Raw genomic sequence first — 19,693 nt, forward strand, 5'->3', positions numbered from 1 at the left:
TCTTACTTAACCACCGAAGTCATCAAGGAAGATATTCTCACGCTCTACACCCAAATCTAGAAGCATCTGGATTACAGCGGAGTTCATCATTGGCGGTCCACACATGTAGTACTCACAATCTTCAGGCGCTTCATGGTCCTTTAGATAGTTTTCATACAATACGTTATGGATGAAGCCAGTCATACCATCCCAGTTATCTTCTGGCTGAGGGTCAGACAACGCTAAGTGCCACTTAAAGTTATCATTCTCATCCTGAAGCATATCGTACTCTTCGTTGTAGAACGATTCACGCAAAGAACGTGCACCGTACCAGAACGAGATCTTACGTGTAGAGTTCAAACGCTTAAGCTGGTCAAAGATGTGTGAACGCATTGGCGCCATACCAGCACCACCACCAATGAATACCATTTCGCTGTCGTTATCAGTCGCGAAGAATTCACCAAATGGTCCGTAAACAGTGATCTTATCACCTTCAACAAGGTTGAATACGTAAGAAGACATGATACCCGGTGGGTGATCAGTACCCGGAGGTGGAGACGCGATACGGATGTTAAATTTAACAACACCACGCTCTTCTGGGTAGTTCGCCATAGAGTAAGCACGGATAGTTGGCTCAGTTACAGTAGACACATACTGCCACATGTTGAACTGATCCCAATCACCACGATACTCTTCCTGTATCACAAAATCTTTGTAGTTAACAACGTGAGGTGGGCATTCAAGCTGAACATAACCACCTGCACGGAAGTCTACATTCTCACCTTCAGGCAGACGTAGAGTCAGCTCTTTGATGAACGTAGCAACGTTAGGGTTAGATTCAACAGTACATTCCCACTTCTGAACACCGAAGATCTCTTCTTCAAGTTCGATGTCCATGTCCTGCTTAACAGCTACCTGACAAGATAGACGCCAGCCTTCTTTAGCTTCACGCATTGTAAAGTGAGATTCTTCAGTTGGTAGCATAGAACCACCACCCGCGTGAACTTCACATTTACACTGTGCGCAAGTACCACCGCCACCACAAGCAGACGGGATGAATATGCCCGAATCAGCTAGTGTCTGTAGCAGTTTACCGCCAGCAGGTACTGTGATTGATTTTTCTGGATCGTTATTGATGTTAATCGTAACGTCACCAGAACTTACTAGTTTAGAGCGAGCTGCCAAAATTACTGCTACTAGTGCAAGCACCACTGCAGTAAACATGACAACACCTAGAACGATTTCAGCATTCATTGGCTAATCCTTCCTTTGTCGACCATGTTGGCATTAAAGAGATACACCAGAGAAAGACATGAAGCCTAGAGACATCAAACCAACAGTGATGAAGGTAATGCCCAGACCACGTAGACCTTCTGGTACGTCGCTGTATTTAAGTTTTTCACGGATACCAGCAAGCGCTGTAATAGCTAGCGCCCAACCGATACCTGCACTTACACCGTAAACCACTGACTCACCGAACGTGTAGTCACGCTCTACCATGAATAGTGCCGCACCCATGATTGCACAGTTAACTGTGATCAAAGGCAGGAATACACCTAGAGAGTTGTATAGAGCTGGTACGTATTTATCCAAGAACATCTCAAGGATCTGTACCATTGCCGCGATTACACCAATGTAAGAGATGTAACCAAGGAAGCTCAAATCAACTTCAGGGTAACCTGCCCATGCAAGCGCGCCTTCACGAAGAAGCAAGTTGAAAATTAGGTTGTTTACAGGTGTTGTGATTGCCAACACAACGACTACAGCAATACCCAAACCTAGAGACGTCTGAACCTTCTTGGAAATCGCCAAGAAAGTACACATCCCTAGGAAGAATGCTAGCGCCATGTTCTCAACGAAAATCGCCTTAACGGCAAGGCTGATTAACTGTTCCATTACACAGCCTCCTTCTTAGTATTTTTAGCTAGCTCAAACTCTGGAGCTTCTACTTGATCTTTGTAGAAAGTACGAGTCAACCAGATGAACATACCAATGATGAAGAATGCACTTGGTGGCAACAGCATCATACCGTTCGCCAAGTACCAGCCGCCATCGTTTACTAGAGGCAGAACTTCGTAGCCAAACAATTTACCTGCGCCGAATAGCTCACGTAGGAAACCTACGAAGATTAGAACCACACCGTAACCTAGACCGTTACCGATACCATCCATGAAGGAGATACCTGGAGGGTTCTTCATAGCGAAGGCTTCAGCACGACCCATTACGATACAGTTAGTAATGATCAGACCTACGAATACAGAAAGCTGCTTAGATACATCGTAAGCAAAGGCTTTAAGAATCTGGTCAACAACGATTACCAATGACGCGATGATAGTCATCTGACAGATGATTCGAACACTGCTTGGAATGTGATTACGGATAATCGATACAAACAAGTTCGAGAATGCTGTTACCGCAATTACTGCCATAGTCATTACTAGGGCAGTATTTAGGTTAGAGGTAACCGCCAATGCAGAACATACACCAAGGATCTGAAGACCGATTGGGTTGTTCTTAAATACTGGAGTACTCAGTACTTCTTTAGCTTGTGACATCGCTTACGCCCCCCCTGCTTTCAGGTTAGCCAAGAACGGTGCATAACCGTTTGAACCCATCCAGAACTGAACTAAGTTCGTAACACCGTTTGCAGTCAACGTCGCACCCGCTAGGCCATCGATCTGATACTTAGCTTTAGGGTTAGACGAATCTACAGTGCCCTTGATTAAGCCAATCGCTGGTTCCATAGAACCTGCAGGGTAAATTTCTTTACCTGGCCATAGCGCTTTCCAGTTCGGGTTATCGACCTCACCACCTAGACCAGGAGTCTCAGCATGAGAGTAGAAACCAAAACCAACAACTGTATTCAAGTCACCTTCTAGCGCCAAGAATCCGTAAAGTGTAGACCACAGACCGTAGCCGTGTACCGGCAAGATCAATTTCTCAATCTGACCATCTTTTTCTACTAGGTATACAGGCATAACCTTAGCCTGATACTTAATAGAAGCGATATCTACATCTTTAGTCAGCACTTTACCCAACTGAGGGTCTTTAGCTGCTTTCTTAGCATCGTATTTAGCTGGAACGTCTGTAGTGAATTTGCCAGTCTCTAGATCAACGTACTTAGTAGTGATCTGAGCGAACAACTCATCTACTGATTTATTAGCATCAGAGATACCAGCTGCAGTAAGAATGTTGCTCTTACGGTCTTGATCCTTGTTTGCTACCTGCTTAGGTTTAAGCAGTACAGCAGCCGCAGATACGATTACCGAGCAGACAACACATAAAAGAACTGTAACGGTAATAGTCTTACCGATAGTGTCATTACTTGCTGACATTGCGCGCCAACCTCCGTTTGATGTTTGCCTGAACAACAAAGTTGTCGATCAACGGTGCGAACAAGTTCGCAAATAGGATCGCCAGCATCATACCTTCTGGGAATGCTGGGTTAACCACACGGATCAATACAACCATTACACCAACCAAAGCTCCGAAGTACCACTTACCTTTGTTTGTCATGGATGCGGACACAGGGTCTGTCGCCATGAAGAACATACCAAAGGCAAAACCACCCAATACCAGGTGCCAGTAGAATGGCAGACCAAACATAGGGTTTGTTTCAGAGCCGATCAGGTTAAATAGCGTAGAAGTTGCAACCATGCCCAAGAAGACACCAGCGACGATGCGCCATGCAGCAACTTTAGCAATAAGCAGTACTAGACCACCTGCAGCAATCGCTAGTGTAGATACTTCACCTACAGAACCTTGAATAGTACCGATGAATGCATCGAACCACGTGATGTTCTGCGCAAGAATTGCATCAACACCGCCAGATGCAGCAAGGCTAAGCGCTGTAGCACCAGAGAAGCCATCAACTGCAGTCCAGATTGCGTCACCAGACATCTGCGCTGGGTAAGCAAAGAACAGGAATGCACGACCAGTTAAAGCAGGGTTAAGGAAGTTTTTACCGGTACCACCGAATACTTCTTTACCAATTACAACACCAAAACTGATACCTAGAGCAACCTGCCATAGCGGAATGCTTGGAGGAAGAATCAAAGCAAAAAGAACAGAAGTTACGAAGAAACCTTCGTTTACTTCGTGCCCACGTTTCATTGCAAACAATACTTCCCAGAAACCACCCACTACAAAGGTAACGATGTAGATTGGTAGCCAGTAGGCAGCACCAAGAATGATGTTGTCCCACACACTATCAGGATTAAAACCCGAAATAGCGCCAGCTAGTGCTGCTTGCCAAGATGTTGGCTCGGTGATGCCCATCGTTTCCATTGCAGTATTTGCCTGCAAACCAACGTTGTACATACCGAAGAAAATTGCTGGGAATGTACACATCCACACCAAGATCATCATACGCTTCAGGTCGACTGCGTCGCGTACGTGAGCTGCTGTTTTAGTTACATAACCCGGAGTGTAGAAAATAGTATCTGCAGCTTCGTAAAGCGCATACCAATTTTCATACTTGCCGCCTTTGTGGAAATGCGGCTCCATTTTATCAAGAATATTTCTCAAGCTCATGATCAGGCCTCTTTCTCGATACGCGTCAAATTGTCGCGAAGGATTGGGCCGTACTCATATTTACCTGGGCAGGCAAATGTGCACAGCGCGAGGTCTTCTTCGTCCAGCTCCAGACAACCAAGCTCCATCGCATGAACGATGTCACCTGTTACTAGTGCACGCAGCAATTGCGTCGGAAGAATATCCATAGGCATAAGTTGTTCAAACTGACCAACCGGGACCATAGCTCGCTCAGATCCGTTCGTAGTCGTAGTAAAATCGAACTTCTTAGAGCTGTTTAAGAAAGATGCGAAGATATTAAGCACAGAGAACTTATTAGTACCAGGTACTACCCAGCCCATAAATTCACGCTTATCACCTTCTTCTAAGATAGTGATCTGGTTTGCGTAGCGACCAAGGTAAGCCAAAGGCCCTTCGGTTGCAGTACGACCATTCCATACAGAACCACTAATGATACGATTGTGATCTTCTTTTTGAGCACCAGCAAGAAGCTGCTCGAAGCTCGCACCCAAACGAGTTCGCATCAGACCTGGCTTAGCTGCACGTGGACCACCAACAGCAACAACACGATCAGTAAACAGCTTGCCTTCGGTAAATAATTTACCAACTGCAATCACATCCTGATAACCAATTGTCCAAACTGTTTTTTCCTGAGATACAGGATCAAGGAAATGGATATGCGTACCAGCATTACCTGCAGGGTGACCACCCTCAAACTCTTCTGCTGTTACACCATCAGCAGATGGAATATCAGCACCCGGTGCTTTACATAGATAAACAGTCGTTTCAGACAGCTTAGTCAGAATAGTAAGGCCTTGGGAGAATGCTTCTTTTTGTTCAGCGATGATGACAGCTGGGTCACCTGCTAATGGATTGGTATCCATTGCCGTAACAAAAATAGAATTTGGAGAAGTACCTGGCTGAGGTACACGGCTGAATGGACGTGTGCGAAGCGCAGTCCACAAACCAGAATTCACTAGATTGTCTTGCGCTTGTTCGCGCGTCAATCCAGCCAGCTCATTGGCACTATATTTGTTAAATTCAACCGCTTCATCACCGTCCAACTCAATCACTACTGATTGAAGTGCACGACGTTCACCACGGTTAATTGCCTTAACTACACCAGCACCTGGTGCTGTGTAATTAACGCCCTCTGTTTTCTTATCGGAAAAGATCACTTGACCGAGTTTTACTCGATCACCTACCTTGACGGCCATGGTAGGTTTCATACCTACATAGTCAAAGCCGACTACGGCAACGGAGTCTACTGCTGGGCCATCTGTAATAGATTGCTCAGGAGCGCCCGTGATCGGTAGATCCAGACCTTTGTTGATCTTGATCATACGCCTCACCCAATTACGTTAAATTCTTTCAGGATTCCAAAATCGATTTTGATTCCGACACGGCCTGTCCCCGAACGTAGTCGATATCTTGTAGTTATTACGAAAATGGAATTACCCCACCCAAAAATCTGGCTAAGTATACCTGAGCGACGTGTCATTTTTCTACAAAGACCCTGCAATATCAGCGCGTTCCAGCCGATTATCTTGCCTTTTAGCGGTGGAATTTGTAGTTATATACATATAACAAATAGAAATATCATACATAAGACAAATAAAAAGCCACCCTATAGGTGGCTTTTTAATCAACTCGCTACACTTAAGCTTCCTTAGGGAAAGCTGGCAAAGTGCACTGAGCCATTTTCTGCATCATGCGAATAACCTGACAGCTGTAACCGAATTCGTTATCGTACCAAACGTAAAGTACGCAACGCTTACCACCAGCAATTGTAGCCAACGCATCAACAACACCTGCAGCACGAGAACCAACGAAGTCAGTAGATACAGCTTCTGGAGAGTTGCTGTAGTCGATCTGCTTCTGCATAGCACCGTGAAGAGCAGCTTCACGAAGGTAAGCATTTAGCTCTTCTTTGTCAGTTTCGCTTTCCAGGTTCAGATTAAGAATAGCCATTGAAACGTTTGGTGTTGGAACACGGATAGCGTTACCAGTCAGCTTACCTTCCATTGCTGGAAGTGCTTTTGATACAGCTTTAGCAGCACCTGTTTCAGTGATAACCATGTTCAAACCAGCAGCACGACCACGACGATCACCTTTGTGGTAGTTGTCGATTAGGTTCTGGTCGTTAGTGTAAGCGTGAACAGTCTCAACGTGACCATTCTCGATACCAAACTTATCGTATACCGCTTTTAGTACAGGCGTGATTGCGTTTGTAGTACAAGACGCAGCAGACAGGATAGTATCTTCTGGAGAGATATCACCGTCGTTAACACCCATTACGATGTTCTTAACACCTTTACCTGGCGCAGTAAGAACTGCACGAGAAGCGCCTTTAGATTGAAGGTGCAGAGATAGACCTTCTTTATCGCGCCACTTACCAGTGTTATCAATAACCATAGCGTTATTGATACCGTAAGAAGTGTAATCAATCTCGTCTGGAGAGTTAGCGAAGATCACTTGAATAACGTTACCGTTAGCCGTGATTGTGTTGTTCTCTTCGTCAACCGTGATAGTGCCTTTAAATGAACCGTGAACAGAGTCACGACGTAGCAAACTAGCACGTTTTTCTAGATCACGTGCTGCAGCACCCTTACGTACAACGATTGCACGTAGACGAAGCGCTTGACCACCACCAGTACGCTCGATAAGAAGACGAGCAAGTAGACGACCGATACGACCGAAACCGTAAAGAACCACATCAGTAGGTTCACGCTCTTCTGTGCCAATTGCATCAGCAAGTTCAGCTTTCAGGAATGTTTCTAGATCCTGGCCGTTGCCTTCTGTGCGATATTTAACTGCCAGCTTACCTGCATCGATGTGCGCATTGCGTACATTCAGGTTTTTAACAGCTTCCAGAATTGGAAAAGTATCTACTACAGTTAGTTCCTGCTCTTCAACCTGACGCACGAAACGGTGCGCTTTAAGGATATCGATAACAGAACGTTTGATGATCAGACGACCGAATACAGAAGACTCGATATTCTGGTCACGGTATAGACCACCTACTAGTGGAACCATAGCTTCAGCTAAGGCTTCGCGTTCTTTCCAATCTGTAAAAACTTGATCTTGGCTCACATGAAACTCCAAAAAGTTTTGTCAACTCGTTGGTACCCTACTAACACAGTCAGATTACAAGTATTAGTCGGACCCTAAAAATTTGGTGCGCGCATTATCCTCTTTTCCACCCTTTTGAGCAAATGCGGCATGATAGACTTTGGAACCATATATTTTGTCCTACTGAATAAGACTTATATTTAGCCATTTATCCCAGCTCAAAACTACCAATTACAATCACAACAGTTAAACTACCCGCCTTACTATTGGTTAGCGCATATAAAGGAGCAACTCTGTGCTGCAACTGAACTACTCTCTACCCACAGGCCCCGGCGATAAGAAGCAGATCGGGCAAACCTATGGTGCAGGTACCGGCTTATTAATTACAGATGCAGCAAAGCAGTTTGACGGCTTCACCTTAGTCATAACTAACGATACGAATACAGCAAATCGCTTACACGATGAAGTAAGTTTCTTTTCCAGTGAAAGCAACTCACTTGAAATTCTTTCATTCCCTGATTGGGAAACACTGCCGTACGATACGTTCTCTCCGCACCAGGACATCATTTCTGAACGTATTTCTACGCTAAACAGGCTACCAAATCTCAATAAAGGTATCTTGATCGTACCCTTAAGTACGTTAATGCATAGAACAGCACCCGCTGATTTTATTGCCGCTAACTGTTTTGATCTAAAACTAGAACAAACCATCAACCCTGAGCACTTGCGTAAACAACTGGTTGATGCAGGCTATCACGCAGTCGACGCCGTTATGGAGCATGGCGAGTTTGCCTTCCGTGGATCGATCATCGATCTGTTTCCAACAGGTAGTCCCTACCCTTATCGAATAGAGTTATTCGATGATGAGATAGAAACACTTAGAACATTCGATCCAGAAACTCAGAGATCAATTGAGCAGATTGACGCGATCAACTTACTGCCTGCGAAAGAGTTTCCTTTCGATACACGCGCTATTAGCGGTTTTAAATCTCGTTGGCGTGAGCAATTTGATGTTGATTACAGACAATGCCCTGTCTACACCAATATCTCTGACGGTATGACCTCACCGGGAATTGAGTATTATCTACCCCTATTCTTTGAAGAATGCAGTTCTCTGTTCGCCTCACTGCCTGAACAAACACAGATTATTGTTGATAGTGAGCTAGAAGCTACTGCAGAACTGTTCGCACAAGAAGTCAATGAGCGTTATGAACAGCGACGTCACGACATTACTAACCCAGTACTGTCACCAAACGAACTGTTCATCTCCACTAGCGAACTGTTCTCTGCATTAAAGCAATATGGTCGTATTAGCCTATCTAAAGACTCTATTGAAGAGAAACAAGGTCGCAGCAACCTTCCTTGCACCGAACCACCATCTCTACCGGTAAACTCGCAATTAAAAGAGCCGCTAACTGCATTACAAGGCTTTCTTGCGGAGCGCGATGGCGCCATTTTATTTTGCGCCGAATCTGCCGGTCGTCGGGAAGCATTATTAGAACTACTTGCACGTATTAATGTTAAGCCCAACCAAGTAGATAACTGGCAAGCATTCTGTGAATCTGATTACGATCTCGCCATTACGGAATATCCTCTTGAACAAGGCCTATCGATCTCAGGTCAGCTACACATCATCACTGAGACGCAACTATTTGGCCACCAAGTATTCCAGCGTCGCAGACGCAGCAAAGAGCAGGAGCAGAATGACCAGGTTATTCGTAACCTATCAGAACTAAATTCAGGCTCGCCCGTTGTTCACTTAGATCACGGTGTAGGCCGCTATCTCGGTTTACAGACCATCGAGCTCGAAGGTCAAACCAACGAATTCTTAACCCTTGAATATGCGGATGAAGCAAAGCTCTACGTACCAGTCTCTGCGCTTCATCTGATCAGTCGTTACACCGGCGCAGGTGACGAGCACGCACCTCTGCACCGACTTGGCACCGAACAGTGGTCGAAGGCCAAACGTAAAGCCGCTGAAAAAGCGCGTGATGCAGCAGCCGAACTGCTTGATATCTATGCGCGCCGTGCTTCTCGTATCGGCTTTCAGTTCAGCGATCCAGACGAGCAGTACTTACAATTCGCAGCCACTTTCCCATTTGAGGAAACACCTGATCAGGCCGCAGCCATTGGCAACGTTATTCGAGATATGACTGCAGTTCAGCCTATGGATCGCTTGGTATGTGGTGACGTAGGCTTTGGTAAGACCGAAGTCGCTATGCGCGCAGCATTTATGGCAGTACAGAGCGGCAAACAAGTAGTTATTCTTGTACCTACCACACTACTCGCACAGCAACACTATCAGAACCTCCAAGACCGTTTTGCTGACTGGCCGGTCAATGTTGAGCTGATCTCACGTTTCCGAACAGGCAAACAGCAAAACACAATCCTAGATAAGCTAGAAGCCGGTAGTGTCGACATCGTTGTTGGCACCCATAAACTTCTATCTGGCGACATCAATTTCAAAGATCTAGGCTTAGTGATTATTGATGAAGAACACCGCTTCGGTGTGCAGCAGAAAGAGCGCCTAAAATCGCTTCGTTCTGAAGTTGATATCCTGACATTAACCGCAACACCGATTCCTCGTACGCTAAATATGGCAATGTCTGGCATTCGTGATCTATCAATCATTGCGACACCACCTGCGAAACGACTTTCAGTTAAAACCTTTGTTCGCTATAGCGACACAACTCTAGTTAAAGAAGCCATTTTGCGTGAGCTACTTCGTGGTGGTCAGGTTTATTATCTGCACAACGAAGTGAAGAGCATCGAGAAAACAGCAGAAGAGTTACAAGAACTGGTTCCAGAAGCGCGCATCGGTATCGGTCACGGCCAAATGCGTGAGCGTGAACTCGAACAGGTTATGTCCGATTTCTACCACAAGCGCTACAATATCTTGCTTTGCACAACCATTATCGAAACCGGTATCGATGTACCTAACGCCAACACCATCATTATCGATCGCGCCGATAAATTTGGCCTAGCCCAGCTTCATCAGCTACGTGGCCGTGTCGGACGTTCGCACCACCAAGCTTATGCTTATCTGTTAACGCCGCACAAGAAAGCGATGACCAAAGACGCAATCAAGCGTCTCGAAGCGATTGAATCGGCAGACGACCTAGGCGCAGGCTTTACCCTTGCGACGCACGATCTCGAGATTCGTGGTGCAGGCGAGCTATTAGGTGAAGAGCAAAGCGGCCAGATGCAAACGGTTGGTTTCTCGCTATTTATGGAGATGCTAGAACAAGCTGTTGAATCCATTAAAGAAGGCAAAACACCAAATATGGATCAGCCGATCAAACAAGGTGTCGATGTTAACTTACATCTATCTGCTCTGATCCCAGATGAATATCTGCCGGATGTACACAGCCGACTAATTCTGTACAAACGTATCGCTAATGCAAACTCAGCCACAGAGCTCAAAGAGCTGCAAATAGAGATGATTGATCGATTTGGCCTCTTACCTGAACAGGTTAAGAATCTCTTCAGACTGACTGAGTTAAAACTGCGCGCTGAAGCCATGAATGTTGTTAAAATTGATGCCGGCAGCGAGGTTGGTAGAATTGAATTTGCAACTGATGCGAAAGTAGATCCGTTAACTTTAGTAAAAATGGTACAAAATCAGCCACAAAAATATAAACTTGAGGGCGCAGACAAACTGCGATTCAGTTTAGATATGGAGAAAACCGAAGAACGCTTTAAAGCGGTAGAACGCCTTATGAGTGATCTGGCAGTTAAAACATCATGAAGATAATGCTAAAAGCGATATTCCTTCCCTTACTATTTATTTTCAGCAGCAGCGCATTTTCTGATAGCTGGTATAAAATTGAGGTGATTATTTTTGCTAATAACGATCCGATGGCAATCCACGAGGAATTTTGGCCAGAGATAAACGAAATTCCAGTTAATGATCGTGCAGTTGAACTAAAAGGCCAATCTAATGATGGCGACGATCTAACCGCTTACCAAAGCCTGCCTAACAGCCGTCACGAACTTAATAGCGCTAAAAATAGCCTAAATAACAGTGGCGACTATCGGGTTCTTTTTCACAAAGCATGGGTCCAACCTGTATCACGCACACAAAACCCTCGCCCGATTAAAATCAGCGCTGGCCGCGTTTTAGACAACGGCATGCAAGAACTTGAAGGCCACATTGCAGTGGGTCGAGGCCGCTATCTCCACTTCCGTCCTGATCTTTATATTAGCCAGCCAGGTGCAGCTAACAACAAAGCAACGCCCCTGACTAAAGAAAAACCCCAGGCCCAAGCCATGCTAACCATGCAGGGCGAATCTGATACAGCTACCGAAACAGAAGTGCAAGCAATTCAGAGCCTAGCGGAAACCACCTCAGCCTTCCCCGTAATCCCAGAGATTCTCACTGCACATCAAAATCAGGCAAGGCGAATGAAGTCCGAGGAATTGCACTATATCGACCACCCACTCATGGGTATTCTTGTTGAAATAATCCCTCTTGAAACAGAATAAAAAAAACCGGCGTTAAAGCCGGTTTTTTTATTAGTAAGCCAACATCAATTTCCTTCTGAAGCCTTAACCAATTCAGGCAACTCGCCACTTAGATGCACGGTCGTCGTTGGGAAGGCAAACTCTGCGCCCTTATCTTCTACAATTTGCATAATCTGCATCATCACATCCTGCTTGATTTCATGAAAGAGAATCCAATCTGTTGTTTTTGTGAATGTATAGATAAAGAAATCCAAAGATGAAGGTCCAAAGCGATCCAAATTAACAATTAAAGTTTGCTGCTGATCAATCTCAGGATGCATGCGAAGCATCGCCTTAACCGCTTTGATTACTTCTAGAACTTGTGCAGAATCGTCGTAACGAACACCAACATATTCATAGATACGACGATTGGTCATTCGCGATGGGTTTTCTACTGAGATATTAGTAAAGGTCGAGTTAGGTACGTACAACGGACGCTTATCAAATGTACGAATACGCGTCTGACGCCACCCTATATCTTCTACTGTACCTTCAATCTGCTGATCAGGTGAACGGATCCAGTCGCCTACCTTAAATGGACGATCTAGATAGATCATCAAGCCACCAAAAAAGTTCGCCAGAAGATCCTTAGCAGCAAAACCAACGGCTATACCGCCGATACCACCAAACGCCAGAATACCGGAGATACTGTAGCCATAGCTCTGCATAATAATCAGAACAATAATGATGGAGACAATTAAGCGTAGAAGCCTACCCAAAGCTCCAACAGTGGTTGGATCCATAGGCTTCTTCATGCGGTCCGGCATTACCAGAACCTGCTCTAAACGCTTCAGGAAGCGCAAGCACGACCAAGCCAAAAGAATTACGGGAACAAGCTTAGGTAACGGATTGTCATCACCTAGCACCTCAATAGCGAAATTCTGCTCAAAGAGCTGAATCAACCAATATCCCGCTGCTAACCAAATTAAAAAGAGTGCTGGTCGGCTAAACGAATTCAGAAAAACATCATCCCAAAGAATTTGAGTTTTTTCCGCTTGTTTCATTAACTGACTCACAGTTGAGCGAGCGACAAGATCAACAACCACTGCAATCACACACACTGCGAAAGATAAGATAATCCATGCAGAATCACTATAGTCAGGAAAATGCTCAGTTAATAACTCATTTAACATATCGATCATAACGCTATATCCAGCAAATCATTTGCAAGTACGCGAGCAGCATCCAAACGCTCCTCATCCCTATCCCACTCTTTACCTCTAAGAGATGATATTTCTTGCAGAGGATTAAAATTCGACGTTTCTAAGTAAGTAAGAATATCCAATGTACCTTGGCGCTCATTACAACAAAGTAGCGCCTGACAACCCGAAGCTATCGCCTTATCTGCGCGCTCTGCATAGCTACCTGCACTATGGGCCGCTTTCATACTCAAGTCATCACTAAAAATAATGCCATCAAAACCCATTTTCTGTCTCAAAATCTCACCCAACCAGAAAGAAGAAAATCCAGCTGGAGAAGAATCACACTTAGGATAAAGTACGTGAGCGAACATCATAGCTTCTAGATCATTATTTACAGCCTTCCTAAAAGGCACCATATCTGTAGACCATAATTCATCAAAGGAGCGAACATCTACAGCATCAGCATGATGCGTATCAGCATCAGCCCAACCATGGCCAGGAAAATGTTTACCTGTTGCTGACATACCTGCATCCCGCATACCTTCAATGTAAGCGGTAGAAATCTCTGTCACCACTTTATAGTCTTCACCAAAGGCCCGATTACCAATAACCGTATTGCGACCATAATCAACATCCAAGACCGGGGCGAAACTCAAGTCAACATCAAGCAGACGCAGCTCAGCAGCCATCAGATAGCCAAGCGCTTTAGCTGCATCAGCACCCTCTAATGACGCTGTACAATTTTGCGCTATGGTTTTAACTGCCGGAAGAACAGTAACACCCTGCTTCAAACGCTGAACTCGACCGCCCTCTTGGTCGATACTAATCACAAGCTCTTCACGAATAGCTCGTATAGAGCCTACTAGCTCGGCAACTTGCTCCGCATTTTCTGTGTTACGTGCAAATAAGATCACGCCACCGATGAAAGGATGCTTTAAAAGCTTCCTCTCCTCAGCCGTTAAGTCTGTTCCTTCAAGGTCCAGAAAAAGGGTAACTTCAGACATAAATTTTATTCTTCAATTAAAACAGGTGTACCGGCTGACACTTGCGAGAACAGCTCAATCAGATCGCCGTTTCTCATACGAATACAGCCATGAGACTTAGCTACCCCCATAGGTTCCGTATCAGGCGTACCGTGAATATAGATATAGCGTTGCATTGTATCGACCTGACCTAAGCGGTTCTGGCCAATTTCTAGACCTGATAACCACATAATACGAGTCAGAATCCAATCACGTTTTGGATGTGCTACAGCAAGAGCTTCCGAATAAATTTCACCGGTTTGTCGTCGACCAATAAAAACTGAGTTTTCAGGGGCATTCGAGCCAATCATAGCGCGAATATAATGACGACCTCTCGGCGTACAACCACTATTTTTTAGCTCGCCTGGGCCATTAAGCGCGGTGGAAATAGAATAGCTCTGCAGCAGTTTTGTGCCGCTCGCCAGCTCTAATGTTTGACGAGCGATAGATACCCTAATACAGAGCATAGAATCACAAACGGCAGAAATAGGTTTTATCAGCACGTGCTTGGAGGCCAGCAGATAAAACAGGGATCATACGATGCAAGATCTGCTCAACTTCAGCACTACCTTGAAACTCACGCTTTTCAATCGCGTTTAGAGTATGGAAATTAGACAACGTAAAAGTAATTGAGCCGATAAGGAAATGAAGTCTCCAGAAGAATTCATCATCTTCCATCGGTGCAGAATCTTGGCGTAGCAGTTTAATGAAAGGCTGTACTTTCTCGCTATAGCGTTCGATCAAAAAATCACGTAGCTCTTCCTGATTCTTCATATATGACAGCTCTAACAGCCTCATAAAAACAGAGAGCGCGTTCACGTTATCACGATTCACCAGAAGCAATGCACGCATCAGCATTTCTAGTAACTCTTCTAACGATGGTGTTTTACCATCTGCAAAGGCCAAACGCTGATCCAGCATATTGCCCAATTCATCACACAAAGGCTCTAGGAACTTTTCTGCAACCGCCTGAATCAGCCCCTTTTTGGAACCGAAATGGTAGTTAATAGCCGCTAAGTTAACGTCTGCTCTACTGGTTATCTGACGAACAGTTGTTTCAGCAAACCCCTGCTCAGCAAACAATGCTTCTGCAGCCTGCACAATACTTGCCGATGTTCCTTTGTGATGCATCAGTACTCCAAACCAGCGTTTCAAACAAATGATGAATGAATTATAACGATATTCACCTGTATTAAATCAAGTCATTATTACTTGTAAATCTTTGTTTACTACCAATTTATGAAACAAGTTTACTTGTTACACGAATTGATAAATTAGGAGGGAATAATAACAAGGAGAAATGAATAGGAAATGAAAGCATAAAAACTAAGGAGGTGTTAACTTGGAATCACCTCCCCTGCCAAATTGATTAGCGATTAATGATATTTTGACGCGTTAAGCGGCTCCACCACTTTGTTAAAACCTTATCGCTAGAATCCGCAGCCATATCAGAGATCTTATCCTGAAGCGTTTTCTTCTGTTCGTAACGAACTTCAAAAATATCACTCTCATCTGCAGCATCCATCAAGTATTGATCAGATGTCATCAATTCATCAACCAAATTTACATCTAAAGCTTGTTTACCAAACCAGATCTCGCCTGTTGCAACTTTATCGATATCAACAACATCGCGGTATTCATGAACAAAGCTCTTAAATAGCTCATGAGTTTCTTCAAGCTCTTCCTTAAACTTCTCACGACCTTTATCAGTATTTTCGCCAAACACAGTCAAAGTACGTTTGTATTCACCGGCGGTAAGCACTTCAAAATCGATATCATTTTTCTTAAGCAACTTATGGAAGTTCGGCAACTGCGCGATAACACCAATAGATCCAACAATAGCAAAAGGCGCAGCAATCAGTTTATCTGCCAGACATGCCATCATGTAACCGCCACTAGCAGCCACTCGATCAACACAGATTGTCAATGGAATTTCTTTACGCTTAATACGCTCAATTTGAGAAGACGCAAGACCATACTCATGCACCATACCACCAGGGCTCTCCAGACGAATCACTACTTCATCTTCTGGTTCAGCCATCATCAGTACAGCTGACACCTCTTGACGGAAGGGCTCAACCTCACTCGCTTTAACATCACCATCAAAATCTAAAACGTAGATACGCTTGCGTCGTGGCTCATCTTCTTTAGGCGGGTTTTTCTTTCGCGCCTTTTTCTCGGCTTTTTCTTTCTTCTTCTCTTCTTTATGCATCGCTTTTAGCGTTTCTTTATCCAGAATCGCATCTTCAAGCGCTTCCTTCATATCTAAAAGCTCATCATTAAAATGAGTAACTTCAATCTCACCTTGATGACCATCTTTACGAGAACGAGAAGAAACAACAGCAATACCTGCAACAACCGCAATAATGGCAATGACAATAGTGACTGATTTAGCCAAAAACAGGCCGTATTCACTGAAAAATTCAACCACAGAGAAAACTCCGAAATAAACTATAAGTAGAAGGACCGCTAATGTATCATAAATCCCCCTGTTACCCACCCGTTTGAGATAACGTAGTAATGAGCCAAGAGATATCTGTTAGCAAAGTTGTTGAAAAATTACCGAGTCGATTTGTTTCTCAAAATGCTGTGGATCTTGAAGCTGTCTTTCAATTTGAACTAGAAGACGATCAAAACTTCTATATCGAAATCAAAGATGCTCAATGTAACGTTTTAACGGGTGATCATGATGATCCAAATGTGACACTTATCATGGAAGCCGAAACAATGGTGAGTGTAATCAACGGTGAAAAAGATGGTATGAGCGCCTTCCTTTCAGGCCAATTACGAGCAGAAGGCAACATCATGTTAGCGACTAAACTTGGCAAATTATTTAGTCGAGAAAAACAAACAGATCAATAAGTTACATCTCTTCTATAAACTTATCGATCAACTGCCTCGAGATAGTGAATTTGGGTGGAATGGTTGGCAGGTCATCAACACTAAACCAATCAGCGCTTAGAATCTCTTCACCGTCGGGCGTTATCTCACCCTCACTATAATCAGCCATAAAGCCAAGCATAAATGAGTGCGGGAAAGGCCATGATTGGCTGCAAACATACTTAATGTTTTTAACCCTAATTCCTACCTCTTCCATCACCTCACGCTCCACCGCGTGCTCTGCAGATTCCCCCGCTTCGATGAAGCCTGCCAAGGTACTGTAACGACCAGATTTAAACTTGCTGGAATGCGCCAAAAGACATTTTTTACCGTTACGCACCAAAACGATGATGCAAGGCGATAAGCGTGGATATTGATGATGACCACAAGATGGGCACACCTTAGCTAAATCCGCCTCATCCATAATTAGTTCAGTAGCGCAGCGTGGACAGAATTTAAACGAGGCATGCCAAGTTACTACTTGAGCTGCAGCAGATAAAACAGAGAACTCATCTTCGTTTTCAGTATGCGACAAGGCTAAACGCAAATCCAATTTATTTAGAAATAAGTATTTACCCTCATCATTTAGAATGGCAATTCGATAAGATGCATTAGTAACCTCAGGCAAATCAAAACTAATCTCCACATCAAGTGATTCCAGCTCTACCTCTGAGAAAAGAAATCTTTCTTGTTGATCACAAAGTAGCGATTCCCCAGACGCTAAAAAGTAGTTTTTTTCTTGTAAACCCAAGACTTGCCTCCACTTTTCGCACTGTAAATATCTATTTATGTATAAGCTCACAGCTGCAATAGAGCAACTATAAAGACATTAAGTAGCGCTTTTTGCAACTCCAATCACAAGTTATCAGCCATTTTATTAAAAGATTCGCCCATCGATAACCTTAGCCTTTAGATTTAGAGGGCCAACTGTTAGTCTATGCCCGCCCAAATCAAATAAGGGTAATCACCTATACCAGCAATAGCTGTTCTTATTATAGGAAATCATAAAAATGACCAACACAATATCCCAAGCATTCGCTAGAAATTTTCTGGGTAACTCACCCGTATGGTACAAGCTAGCGATTATCGGGTTTCTAATACTTAACCCAATTCTACTGCTTACCTTAGGCCCAGTAGTTACGGGCTGGATGTTAATTTTCGAATTTATATTCACCCTAGCTCTGGCACTCAAATGCTACCCACTCCAGCCAGGTGGCCTACTGGCTGTCGAAGCGATAATTATCGGGTTAGCCAGCCCCGACTCTGTTGCTCATGAGATTGAAGCCAACCTCGAAGTTATCTTACTGCTAATGTTTATGGTGGCCGGCATCTACTTTATGAAAAATATGCTCCTTTGGGTGTTCACTAAAATACTCATTAAGGTTAGATCTAAAACCCTGCTCGCTCTACTCTTTTCCTTTTTCTCGGCATTCTTATCTGCTTTCCTAGACGCACTGACTGTCACAGCTGTATTGATCAGTGTCGGTGTAGGTTTTTACGCGGTTTATCATAAAGTTGCTTCAGGTAAGGCTTATCACAATCCTGATCACGACCACGCAGATGACGAAGCCGTACATGCAAACCACCAAACCGATCTCGAAGAATTTCGCGCCTTCTTACGTAGCCTGCTTATGCATGGTGCTGTCGGCACAGCGCTTGGTGGAGTATGTACGCTGGTTGGAGAGCCGCAAAACCTATTAATAGCAGAGAAAGCCGGTTGGAGCTTTCTAGAATTCTTCTTACTTATGGCACCTATTACCCTACCAGTACTGGTTGCAGGCTTAGCCACCAGTACCTTATTAGAGAAAACTAAAATCTGTGGCTACGGAGCGCGTTTACCAAAAAATGTTCGGGATGTTCTTTTAGACTTTGCAGCCGAACAGGATGGCAAGCGTACCTTGCGTGATAAAGCCGCACTCTGTACCCAAGCACTTGTAGCTGCTTTCTTAGTATTTGCTCTGGCCTTTCATGTTGCTGAGGTCGGTCTAATTGGCCTCACCATTATTATCCTTCTAACAGCTTTTAACGGTATTGTTGAAGAACATCAGATCGGTAAGGCATTTGAAGAAGCACTCCCATTCACGGCCCTGTTGGTTGTGTTCTTCTCTATCGTCTCGGTCATCCATGAAAATCATCTATTCCAGCCGATTATCGATGCTGTTTTAGCATTACCTGTAGAACAACAACCGGGCGTTTTCTTTATTGCAAATGGCGTGCTTTCTGCCATAAGCGATAACGTATTTGTAGCAACGGTCTATATCAATGAGGTTGTAGCCGCATTGAATAGCGGCTCCATTACTAGGGATCATTTCAATTCGTTAGCAATTGCAATTAACACCGGCACCAACATCCCAAGTGTTGCGACACCTAATGGACAAGCTGCTTTCTTATTCTTACTGACATCTGCGCTAGCACCGCTTATCCGCCTATCTTATGGAAAAATGATAGTTATGGCGCTGCCCTACACTATTGTGATGAGTATTGTGGCTTATACGTCCCTACAGATGTATTTATAGCCAAGGTAACTAACAACAAAGGCCAGCAATAGATGCTGGCCTTTTT

At 44.3% G+C, this 19,693-nt stretch carries 17 protein-coding genes; 4 read left to right on the forward strand and 13 right to left on the reverse strand.

Going from position 1 to position 19,693, the window contains the following annotated elements; genetic code table 11:
- Window positions 1–6: 6 nt before the first annotated feature.
- The 7 genes from nqrF to ACMXYO_RS09240 form a co-directional block, all read right to left on the reverse strand.
- A complete protein-coding gene (nqrF, locus tag ACMXYO_RS09210; protein ID WP_415884511.1) occupies window positions 7–1,233 on the reverse strand; it encodes an NADH:ubiquinone reductase (Na(+)-transporting) subunit F in 1,227 nt (408 codons plus the stop codon).
- Between the two features lie 33 nt (window positions 1,234–1,266).
- Window positions 1,267–1,875, reverse strand: a complete 609-nt coding sequence (gene nqrE, locus ACMXYO_RS09215; RefSeq protein ID WP_415884510.1) for an NADH:ubiquinone reductase (Na(+)-transporting) subunit E — start codon at window positions 1,873–1,875, stop codon at window positions 1,267–1,269.
- Window positions 1,875–2,534 (reverse strand): NADH:ubiquinone reductase (Na(+)-transporting) subunit D, encoded by a 660-nt coding sequence (locus tag ACMXYO_RS09220; protein WP_415884509.1) that lies wholly within the window; start codon window positions 2,532–2,534, stop codon window positions 1,875–1,877. The genes nqrE and ACMXYO_RS09220 overlap by 1 nt, the downstream gene beginning before the upstream one ends.
- A 3-nt stretch (window positions 2,535–2,537) precedes the next feature.
- A complete protein-coding gene (locus ACMXYO_RS09225) occupies window positions 2,538–3,314 on the reverse strand; it encodes a Na(+)-translocating NADH-quinone reductase subunit C (RefSeq protein ID WP_415884848.1) in 777 nt (258 codons plus the stop codon).
- A complete protein-coding gene (locus ACMXYO_RS09230) occupies window positions 3,301–4,512 on the reverse strand; it encodes an NADH:ubiquinone reductase (Na(+)-transporting) subunit B (RefSeq protein ID WP_415884849.1) in 1,212 nt (403 codons plus the stop codon). Before ACMXYO_RS09230 ends, ACMXYO_RS09225 begins: the two co-directional genes overlap by 14 nt.
- Before the next feature lie 2 nt (window positions 4,513–4,514).
- Window positions 4,515–5,855, reverse strand: coding sequence for a Na(+)-translocating NADH-quinone reductase subunit A (locus ACMXYO_RS09235; protein WP_415884850.1), 1,341 nt, complete (start codon window positions 5,853–5,855; stop codon window positions 4,515–4,517).
- A 316-nt stretch (window positions 5,856–6,171) separates the two neighbouring features.
- Complete coding sequence (locus tag ACMXYO_RS09240) at window positions 6,172–7,605, reverse strand: glyceraldehyde-3-phosphate dehydrogenase (RefSeq protein ID WP_415884851.1); 1,434 nt, start codon at window positions 7,603–7,605, stop codon at window positions 6,172–6,174.
- A 274-nt stretch (window positions 7,606–7,879) separates the two neighbouring features.
- Between ACMXYO_RS09240 and mfd the strand changes: the two genes are divergently transcribed.
- Together mfd and ACMXYO_RS09250 are read left to right on the forward strand one after the other, a co-directional pair.
- A complete protein-coding gene (mfd, locus tag ACMXYO_RS09245) occupies window positions 7,880–11,332 on the forward strand; it encodes a transcription-repair coupling factor (RefSeq protein WP_415884852.1) in 3,453 nt (1,150 codons plus the stop codon).
- Complete coding sequence (locus ACMXYO_RS09250) at window positions 11,329–12,069, forward strand: CsiV family protein (protein ID WP_415884853.1); 741 nt, start codon at window positions 11,329–11,331, stop codon at window positions 12,067–12,069. Before mfd ends, ACMXYO_RS09250 begins: the two co-directional genes overlap by 4 nt.
- Window positions 12,070–12,113: 44 nt before the next feature.
- Here ACMXYO_RS09250 and ACMXYO_RS09255 read toward each other — a convergent pair whose 3' ends face one another.
- From ACMXYO_RS09255 to sohB, 5 genes are all read right to left on the reverse strand, one after another.
- The gene (locus tag ACMXYO_RS09255; RefSeq protein ID WP_415884854.1) at window positions 12,114–13,229 is read right to left on the reverse strand and encodes a mechanosensitive ion channel family protein; all 1,116 of its coding nucleotides are present in this window, start codon (window positions 13,227–13,229) and stop codon (window positions 12,114–12,116) included.
- The gene (gene nagZ, locus ACMXYO_RS09260; RefSeq protein WP_415884855.1) at window positions 13,226–14,233 is read right to left on the reverse strand and encodes a beta-N-acetylhexosaminidase; all 1,008 of its coding nucleotides are present in this window, start codon (window positions 14,231–14,233) and stop codon (window positions 13,226–13,228) included. The genes ACMXYO_RS09255 and nagZ overlap by 4 nt, the downstream gene beginning before the upstream one ends.
- A 5-nt stretch (window positions 14,234–14,238) precedes the next feature.
- Window positions 14,239–14,718: a L,D-transpeptidase family protein gene (locus ACMXYO_RS09265; RefSeq protein ID WP_415884856.1), complete on the reverse strand. Its 480-nt coding sequence runs from the start codon at window positions 14,716–14,718 to the stop codon at window positions 14,239–14,241.
- A gap of 4 nt (window positions 14,719–14,722) precedes the next feature.
- The gene (locus ACMXYO_RS09270; protein WP_415884857.1) at window positions 14,723–15,382 is read right to left on the reverse strand and encodes a TetR/AcrR family transcriptional regulator; all 660 of its coding nucleotides are present in this window, start codon (window positions 15,380–15,382) and stop codon (window positions 14,723–14,725) included.
- A 238-nt stretch (window positions 15,383–15,620) separates the two neighbouring features.
- Entirely contained in the window at window positions 15,621–16,682 is a 1,062-nt protein-coding gene (gene sohB / locus ACMXYO_RS09275) for a protease SohB (RefSeq protein WP_415884858.1), read from the reverse strand.
- 89 nt (window positions 16,683–16,771) lie between these two features.
- Here sohB and ACMXYO_RS09280 point away from each other — a divergent pair, with 89 nt between their 5' ends.
- Complete coding sequence (locus ACMXYO_RS09280; protein ID WP_415884859.1) at window positions 16,772–17,113, forward strand: SCP2 sterol-binding domain-containing protein; 342 nt, start codon at window positions 16,772–16,774, stop codon at window positions 17,111–17,113.
- Between the two features lies 1 nt (window position 17,114).
- Here the strand turns inward: ACMXYO_RS09280 and nudC are convergent, their stop codons facing one another.
- Entirely contained in the window at window positions 17,115–17,882 is a 768-nt protein-coding gene (gene nudC, locus ACMXYO_RS09285) for an NAD(+) diphosphatase (RefSeq protein ID WP_415884860.1), read from the reverse strand.
- A gap of 259 nt (window positions 17,883–18,141) precedes the next feature.
- On the opposite strand from nudC, the gene nhaB reads away from it, so the two are divergent.
- Window positions 18,142–19,647 (forward strand): sodium/proton antiporter NhaB, encoded by a 1,506-nt coding sequence (gene nhaB / locus ACMXYO_RS09290; RefSeq protein WP_415884861.1) that lies wholly within the window; start codon window positions 18,142–18,144, stop codon window positions 19,645–19,647.
- The last annotated feature ends 46 nt before the right edge of the window (window positions 19,648–19,693 follow it).

The organism is Neptuniibacter sp. QD37_6 (assembly GCF_047778085.1).
In the GTDB taxonomy this organism is placed as follows: domain Bacteria; phylum Pseudomonadota; class Gammaproteobacteria; order Pseudomonadales; family Balneatricaceae; genus Neptuniibacter.